Annotated in this window: 6 protein-coding genes and 2 pseudogenes; 2 read left to right on the top strand and 6 right to left on the bottom strand. The window is 62.7% G+C overall.

Annotation, left to right across the window (positions count from 1 at the left end):
* Positions 1–99: 99 nt before the first annotated feature.
* Positions 100–806, top strand: a pseudogene (locus tag KTQ37_RS16390) (IS6 family transposase).
* Positions 807–1144: 338 nt separating this feature from the next.
* Here KTQ37_RS16390 and KTQ37_RS16385 read toward each other — a convergent pair.
* The 6 genes from KTQ37_RS16385 to KTQ37_RS16360 form a co-directional block, all read right to left on the bottom strand.
* A complete protein-coding gene (locus KTQ37_RS16385; protein ID WP_218631587.1) occupies positions 1145–2143 on the bottom strand; it encodes a 4Fe-4S cluster-binding domain-containing protein in 999 nt (332 codons plus the stop codon).
* A 29-nt stretch (positions 2144–2172) separates the two neighbouring features.
* Positions 2173–3633 (bottom strand): nucleotidyltransferase family protein, encoded by a 1461-nt coding sequence (locus KTQ37_RS16380; protein WP_218631586.1) that lies wholly within the window; start codon positions 3631–3633, stop codon positions 2173–2175.
* Complete coding sequence (locus KTQ37_RS16375) at positions 3630–4304, bottom strand: glycosyltransferase family 2 protein (protein WP_218631585.1); 675 nt, start codon at positions 4302–4304, stop codon at positions 3630–3632. Before KTQ37_RS16375 ends, KTQ37_RS16380 begins: the two co-directional genes overlap by 4 nt.
* Entirely contained in the window at positions 4304–5059 is a 756-nt protein-coding gene (locus KTQ37_RS16370; RefSeq protein ID WP_218631584.1) for a glycosyltransferase family 2 protein, read from the bottom strand. The genes KTQ37_RS16375 and KTQ37_RS16370 overlap by 1 nt, the downstream gene beginning before the upstream one ends.
* Positions 5053–6051 carry a hypothetical protein gene (locus tag KTQ37_RS16365; protein WP_218631583.1) on the bottom strand — a complete coding sequence of 333 codons (999 nt, stop codon included), beginning with the start codon at positions 6049–6051 and terminating at the stop codon, positions 5053–5055. The genes KTQ37_RS16370 and KTQ37_RS16365 overlap by 7 nt, the downstream gene beginning before the upstream one ends.
* Before the next feature lie 67 nt (positions 6052–6118).
* Positions 6119–6526: a PqqD family protein gene (locus KTQ37_RS16360; protein ID WP_218631582.1), complete on the bottom strand. Its 408-nt coding sequence runs from the start codon at positions 6524–6526 to the stop codon at positions 6119–6121.
* Between the two features lie 300 nt (positions 6527–6826).
* Between KTQ37_RS16360 and KTQ37_RS16355 the strand changes: the two are divergent.
* Positions 6827–7127: pseudogene (locus KTQ37_RS16355) on the top strand (IS6 family transposase); the annotation flags it as partial.
* Between the last annotated feature and the right edge of the window lie 112 nt (positions 7128–7239).

Here is a 7239-nt window from a genome sequence, read left to right as displayed (position 1 = left end):
TTGCCCCCGCGGCGCAACCGCGCCAAACTCAACCGCGGACTCCGGCATCAGCTGGATGAATGTCGGGGGTCACAGCAGGTGGTCTCGTAGCGTCTTGGGATGACGAAAGACGCCCCATTCAGGTACTTTCGGACCAGCCCGGAAATCATTCGCCTGGCGGTCATGATGTATGTCCGGTTCCCTCTATCGCTGCGCAACGTCGAAGACCTGCTGCACGAACGTGGCATTCAGATCAGCCACGAATCCGTTCGTTTCTAGTGGAACCGCTTTGGCCCGATGTTCGCCTCCGAGATCCGTGCGAGACGGGCCGAGCGATTGCGGTCCGGTCCCCAATGGCGCTGGCACCTTGACGAGGTGTTCGTGAAGATCAACGGCGAACGCCACTATTCTGGCGAGCGGTCGATCACGAGGGCGAGGTTCTTGAAAGCTTCGTGACAAAGACGCGGGACAGAAGATCGGCCCTGAAATTCTTGAAGAAAACGATGCGGAGATACGGCCGTCCCAAGGCCATCGTCACCGATCTGCTGCGCTCCTACGGCGCGGCTCTGAAGGCGATCGGCGCTGCAAATCTGCAGCTGACCGGCCGTTGGTTGAACAACCGGGCAGAGAATTCCCACTTGCCTTTCCGACGACGGGAGTGGGCAATGCATCGGTTCAGCCGGACGCGAAGTCTGCAGAAATTCGTCGCCGTGCATGCCGCGGTCTTCAACCATTTCAACGCGGAGCGCAGCTTCTACTCGAGAGCGAATTTCAAGAAAATCCGTGCCGCCGCTCTTGCCGAGTGGCGCGGTCTCTGCGCGCGATAAGAGGCAGCGCTACTGTCCTTGTGGAGACGAGTTCGAATCCGTCCGACAGCACCGCCATCCATCTCAACGTGTTGCTATCGCAAGGTTTTGCGCCTCGACATCCAATCGCTTGTTGTCCAAAACGTACAACGCGAAGGACGCCAAGGACGACATGCGCGATCTCAAGCAGCCACTTGGCCCCGGCAGGAGCTGGGTTTTCTGTATGGCCACGCCGTCAGAGCTGGTGGGCGTACCGAATCCTTGGGATGGAGAGCCATTCAAGAAGACGATCACTAGGGGGATGAGAACACGGCACCTATGGCTCCGCCAATTGTCAACATGACCTAGTCTGCCAGCGCCTAAAGGTCATCGACGCGACGCGAGCGAGCCTTGCGGATCCGGGTCGGGCGAATGCCAAGCTTGCCGATAATCCGCTTCAGGACAGAGCGGCGCAGGTGATGATCCGGCGTCTTGCAGTCATCGAGCGTCACGACGTTGACGACATTCTCGGCAAGCAACCCGGGATCCAGAGCATCTTGCGCAGAGCTGTCCAGATCGGCGATCCAGTCGGCGCGCTTCATGATCTGATGTGCCTCCTTGCGGCCGGCTGTCCCGACACAGTAGCGGCACGCGGCAAGCGGTTCACGCCCGTTCAGAAAAGTCAGCAATTGCTCTGCGAAATCGGGGCGTTCCTGCATCACGAAGCCGTCGAACCCCTCGGCCCCTGCAAGCGTCAACGCATAAGCCGATTGCGGGCAGCGATAAAGGGCGCCCTGGTAAAGCGTATGGCAGCCCCAGACATTGATCGCCTTGCACCCTCGAAAGACCCGCTCCACAAGCGCGTCGTCATCATTGTGCTGGCGCGTGAAGGTTCGGCGGAACTCGGGGAAATGGTTGACGGTGAAGCGTACGCCGTGCCGGGCCGCCGACACGCGGTGGGGGGCGAGTGTCTGCTCGGTCACGCCGGTCGCAGGATAGACCGAGACTTCAAGCTCGTCGATCAACGACCAAACCTCTTCGGTCATTCGCTCAAGCAGCATGCCGTTCGTGACCAGCAGGTGATGATCGCAGAGGCGGGCCTCGCGGCCCGCGCACAAGATTGCCGGAAGATCCGGATTAAGAAGCGGCTCGCCACCGATGTACTTCAGGAAAGCCGGGCGGTAGTGCCGCGCAAGCAGTCGCAGATCACGCGCCAGATCCTGCGGCGCCGCGTTCCATTTGCGTAGTGCTGGCGCCCCGTGGTTGCACTGTCGGCAGGCGATGTTGCAGTGATCGGCCACGATCACCTCGCATCCCGTGGGCGGGATCACCTTGCCGTCTTTCAGCACCGAGCGGATGCGAACCGGCGCGTTGGTCATCGCGAAAGCATTCCTTGCATCCGTAGTCCTCAAAGCTGACGTATCGTTGCGGACAGCAGGCGCATGGGCAAGGCGGCATAGCGTCTTTGTTCGGCCTCGTCGGTGTCGCGCAGGGTCTTGGAGGGCCGCACCTCGACCAGAAGTTGGCCTGCAGCACCCTCAGGGATGACCAACTCCCCCTCGAACCGGGCCGCATACCAGCCCGCGCGGCCGAGCAGGTCACGCAGGCGCAACCGGGTAAGGTAAGCCTGATCGGTGCCAAGCTCGAACTCTGCGCGACGCCGAATGCCCGGCAGTTCCACCGCGAGGGAGAGCGACATGCGATACCGGCCGGGCAACACGGCCCCAAGTGCAATCGGCGACAGGATCGGGGTCTGCGCTTTCGCCAGATCCGAGGCATTGAGGCGGCTGAGGCGCCCGCGCAGCCACGTCTCGCGTGCGACACGCGGAACCGCGTGCCGCTGGTGCGAGAGGCGCATCTGTTTGGCGATGCCGCGTGCAGCGGCTGACAGCCAGGTCCAGTCGCAGCGCGGCTTCATCTGCAACAACAGGCCGACCCTCTCAGTGCGCCCCAGACCGGCTGCGCGTTGCTCAATCGCGTCCAGCGCGGGGCATGCGATCCCGATGCGATCGCGCAGGTAACCAAGCGCGACGCTCGCCTGGTAAAGCAGCCCGGCCGCTTCAAGAATGGAAATCAGCCGCGCCTCATCCAGTGTTCCGTCTTGCAGCGTGCGCGCGCAATCTACCAGCCAGTCGCTATGGGCATGGGCGTCCAGCGCGGAAGACGCCAGTGCCAGCGCAATTCGATCCTCGGGTGAGGGAACCAAAACCGCGACCCCGAAGAACTCCCGCGGCACGGCGCCTGCCCAAAGCGCCTGATCAAGCTCAGGCGCGCCGACATAGCCCCATTGATGCAGGTCGATATCGCCGAAATGACCATAGAAGAGGTTGATCGAGCGGGTCTGCGCAAGGCGGCTGCGCAGGCAGCGCGCGCTCTCGCCCGTAGACGGGGTCCAGCCATGACTTGCAAGGATATCGAGCGCGCGCGCGTAGTCCGCGGGTGGCACAAGGATATCCGTGTCGTGGCTGACCCGCGCCTTTTGTTCATCGGGATTCAATGCGATCCGCGCCGCGCCCTTGAGCAACATAACGGGCACACCGCTTTGCACCATCTCGCGCAACGCGGGCTCGGCCTCGCGCAGGGCCATCCGAGCCTTCGTCCAGAGCATCCGTTGCAGCCCGGCGAGGCGAGGATATTCGGGCAGATCGGCCAGCTTGCGCCCGAAGCGAGCGGCGATGGCGACCAAGAGGCGATGCTCGCGAAACTCGGCGGCGTCGATGTCGTGGCTGGAAAACCAAGCCCGCGCGGCGGCCAAGGCGCGCGCCTCGTTCGGCGCGAGGGCTGCTTGCAACAACAGATCCAGCCCACCGCGAGGCCAAGCCCAGGAGGGAGCGGGAAAGCCCTGAGGTTCGACCGGAGCAAAGCTCATGGCTCACCTCCCTGCTTGCGTCGACGCATCAGTGCCGCATGGGCTGCCAGCAGATAGCCACGGTCGGCAACAGGGTCGCGCCCCCAAGAAAGGCTACCGGGCAAGATCCGCCGCAGGGCGAGCACGTCGGGCAGAACCTCGATTCGGCAGCCCGCCTCTCGTGCGCGCGCCATCCAGTCGATCAACTCGCCCCGCCGCCCGGGCGGATCGACGATCGGACCGACCTGATCAAACACCGCCCGGGTGGTCAGCATGGTCGAGCGGCTTAGCCCGTCGCGCACCTCGCCGGTGCCATCGTCGGGAATACCGTGGCGAAACTGGCGCATCCGGGTGCAGACGATGCCGCCCGCGCCCATCACCTCGAGTTTCTCGAACTGCCGCGCGATCTTGCCCGGCAACCACAGGTCATCGGCGTCGAGAAAGGCCAGAACCTCGCAACCCGCACTCCGAACGCCCGCCATGGTCGCGGCGCCCGGCCCGGCATTGGCCTGGCTTAGAACCCGAACAGGACCGCCGAATTCGCGCGCAATTACTGCCGTCTGATCGCTCGATCCGTCATCGACCACGATAACCTCGGCCGGTGCGGGTCGTTGGGCGCAGACCGATGCAAGAGCCTCCGCCAGGGTTCGGGCGGCATTGAACGCCGGGATGATGACGCTGTAGCCCGGCATCAGAAGAACTCCGCCGTTCCGATTGCCTGCACCTCGAAGCTGGGTTTGACAAGGCGGATCGAAGGGTCGGCGCGACGCCGGCGGATCGATTTCTGGATCGCAAGCGCGAAATAACGCCGACTCTCTTCCTGCTTCTTGGTCATGTTGCCGTTATGCCGGTGGTAATAGAGGCAAATCGTGTCGGTCTGAACGAAGCGGGTATCGGCCTCGAAGGTTCGCAGCAGGTAGTCGGTATCCTCGGCCTGGCGGAACTCGGGGTCGAAGCGGCCGATCCGCTCGACCAGGGAACGTCGGAACATTGCGCAGGAAAGATGGATCCCGACCAGATCGAGCTTGCGCGCACCTTCCGCAGGTTCGCGGCTCAGCGGGTCTATGGCATCTACCATCAGCATCTTGCCATAGGCCAGTTCAAGCTGCTGATCATCAAGCAGGGGCGCCAGCTGCGCGGCAAGCGCCCCTTTGGGTGAGGCATCGTCAGAATCCAGAAACGTGACAAACGCGGTCTGCGGCAAAAGCTGTGCAAGTCCCGTGTTGCGGGCATCCGTTACGCCGCCATTCTCTTGCCGCACCACCCGCAGCGAAGGTTCCCCCCGCTGCAACTCGGACAGCCAGTCAGACGTGCCATCGCTTGAGCCGTCATCGACCACCAGAACATCCAGCGCCACCGGTAGCGTGTCTTTCTGCGTCAACAGCGACGCCACGGCGATCCGCAGCAATTCCAGCCGGTTATAGGTCGGGACGATCACCGTCAGCATCCGCCTTGCCCTCCGATAAAGCCCGCGAAAGCGTCGGCAATCTCGCTCGGGTCGGTGCCAAGATCGACGCGATAGGCGGGCATCTCGCGCGCTACGGTTGCCGACATCCGAAAACTCTCGGCGCGTGCCGAGGGGATTTGCGTGACGCTCGACGGGGCGAGCGCAAGGAACGCCTCACGCGCGGAAACCGGCGTGAACGTGGTCTGCGCAGCATGCGCTACGCGAGGCAAACACAGAGCCCGCACCGAGATTGCCTCGGGCTGATCGGGTAAGCCAAGATCGTGCATCGTGAACACATGCTTGCCCTGCCAGTTAAGGGCTGCCCGCCCGTCCATGCGCGCAGCCAAGCCGATACGCGCGAAACCGGCCGGGTCCTGCTTGAGGCCGTTGAACACGAGATGCGCGCGAAGGCCGCCCTCGGTCGTGACCGCGACATAGTCGTCGCCGACCGAGTTCAAACCGTTCACAAGTCCCGACAAGACCGTGCCACTCTTGCCCGAGCCACCGGCCCCGGCCAACAATACCCCCTGTCCGTCGACGGCCAGCGTCCCGGCATGAACCAAGGCCGCCCCGCGTTCGATCAGTGCCCAATGGATATGGTTGCGTAGCGGAGATCCGGGATCCCATTCGGGATAGGCCCCCGCCCGGGTCATGAGCTGAATACCGCGTACGGTTTCTCGCTGAAATATCTGCCAAAAATCGGCCTGATCGTAATAGTGAAAGCGAAATGGGCCACCCTCAAGCCGGGCCTCGACCTCGCGCTCGCGGAAGAACGCATCTGTCCAGACGGGCCAGAACGGGCCACGCGTTTCCACAAGAATACGCACGGAAGGATTGTCGGCGGCGGAGTTCAGACGAAACGCCTGATGCAGTATCCGCGCGTAGCTTGGGTCCGAGGTGCGGCACCAGAAATCGCAGCCCGCGATGCGAAAGACCACCTCATGAGGAGCGGCCGCGAACCGCGCATCGAACCCGTCGAAAAAGCGCGGCAAGCGATTACCTAACGATTGCTCGGAGAGTGCGAGGGACGCGTCCCCGCTTGCGGCTGCGACCATGTCGTCATGCCTCGGGCGCGCGAACCGGCCAGCCCTGTGCCTCATCCGTGTCGTGGATGGGATCGGCGACAATCAGATCCGCCAGATCGTCATAGGCCTCAAGCTGCGGCGCCGTTCCAAGCGCGGCCAGCTTCGTGGCCAGACTAGGCGCAAGATCAACCGGGGTCATATCACTCGCGACGACCAGATCGTTCGCGCGCAGTTCGGCGACAAACTCATTCAACCCGCGCGTCTGCAGCATCGCCTCGGCTACGTCACGCGGAGCAGAGCCAGCCATCAGTGCCTCCCAGACCACGGCAGCCGCGGGATTGAACCCGAAATATCGCCCAGTCGACAGGTTCAGAACGACCAGATCGCCGTCAAACTCCTCGAAGACAATATCTGGCCCCGCAGGAACAACTCGTTGATCCATAATATCCTCCCGCACCCGAATATCCGGGTTATCTTTGCCGGCAATCCGCAAGTGACCGGCCATGCGACGTGAACCTCGCCTCAATCTGGCCGCTCCACAAGTGTTTTTTGCCGTTCGCGGCGTCTGCTGTTGCGTAAATTGGCGCTGTCACAGGAATCTCGGTTTAGGCGGGCGGGCAGGCCGCTCTCGCAGCCTTCCCAGATGACCAAACGCTCCCCTCTCAGATAATTCAAGCCGAGCCCCGTGATCAGCCGCCTCGCGATCATGATCTATCGCCGGTTCCCTCTATCGCTCCGAAACGTCGAGGAACTGCTGCGATCGTACGCTACTGTGCTTAAGGCGATCGGCGCGGCAGATCTGCTGCAAACCGGCGGTTGGCTGAACAACCGGGCAGGGAATTCACTCTTGCCCTTCCGACGACGGCAACGCGCGATGCAGCGGTTTTGGCGGATGCAAAGTCTGCAGAAATTCGTTGCGGCCTACGCCTCGGCCTTCAACCATTTCACACTTCAACTCGGAGCGAAGCCTCTACTCCAGGACGAACTTCAGGAAGAACCGCGCCGCCGCTCTTGCTGAGTGGCGCGGCCTCTGCGCGGGGTAAGGGACAGTGCTGCTATCCTCGTGGAGACGAGCTCGATGAATAGCCCCTAGATCTGTAGACGCCTTCTTCCCTAATTTTGAGGCAAGGAGGCCGAGATGGGCAAAGGCAATTT

The organism is Sedimentimonas flavescens (assembly GCF_019264375.1).
Classification (GTDB): Bacteria; Pseudomonadota; Alphaproteobacteria; order Rhodobacterales; family Rhodobacteraceae; genus Rhodobacter; species Rhodobacter flavescens.
The sequence above is the reverse complement of the archived record's forward strand: the minus strand, read 5'-3'. Positions and strand labels throughout refer to the sequence as shown.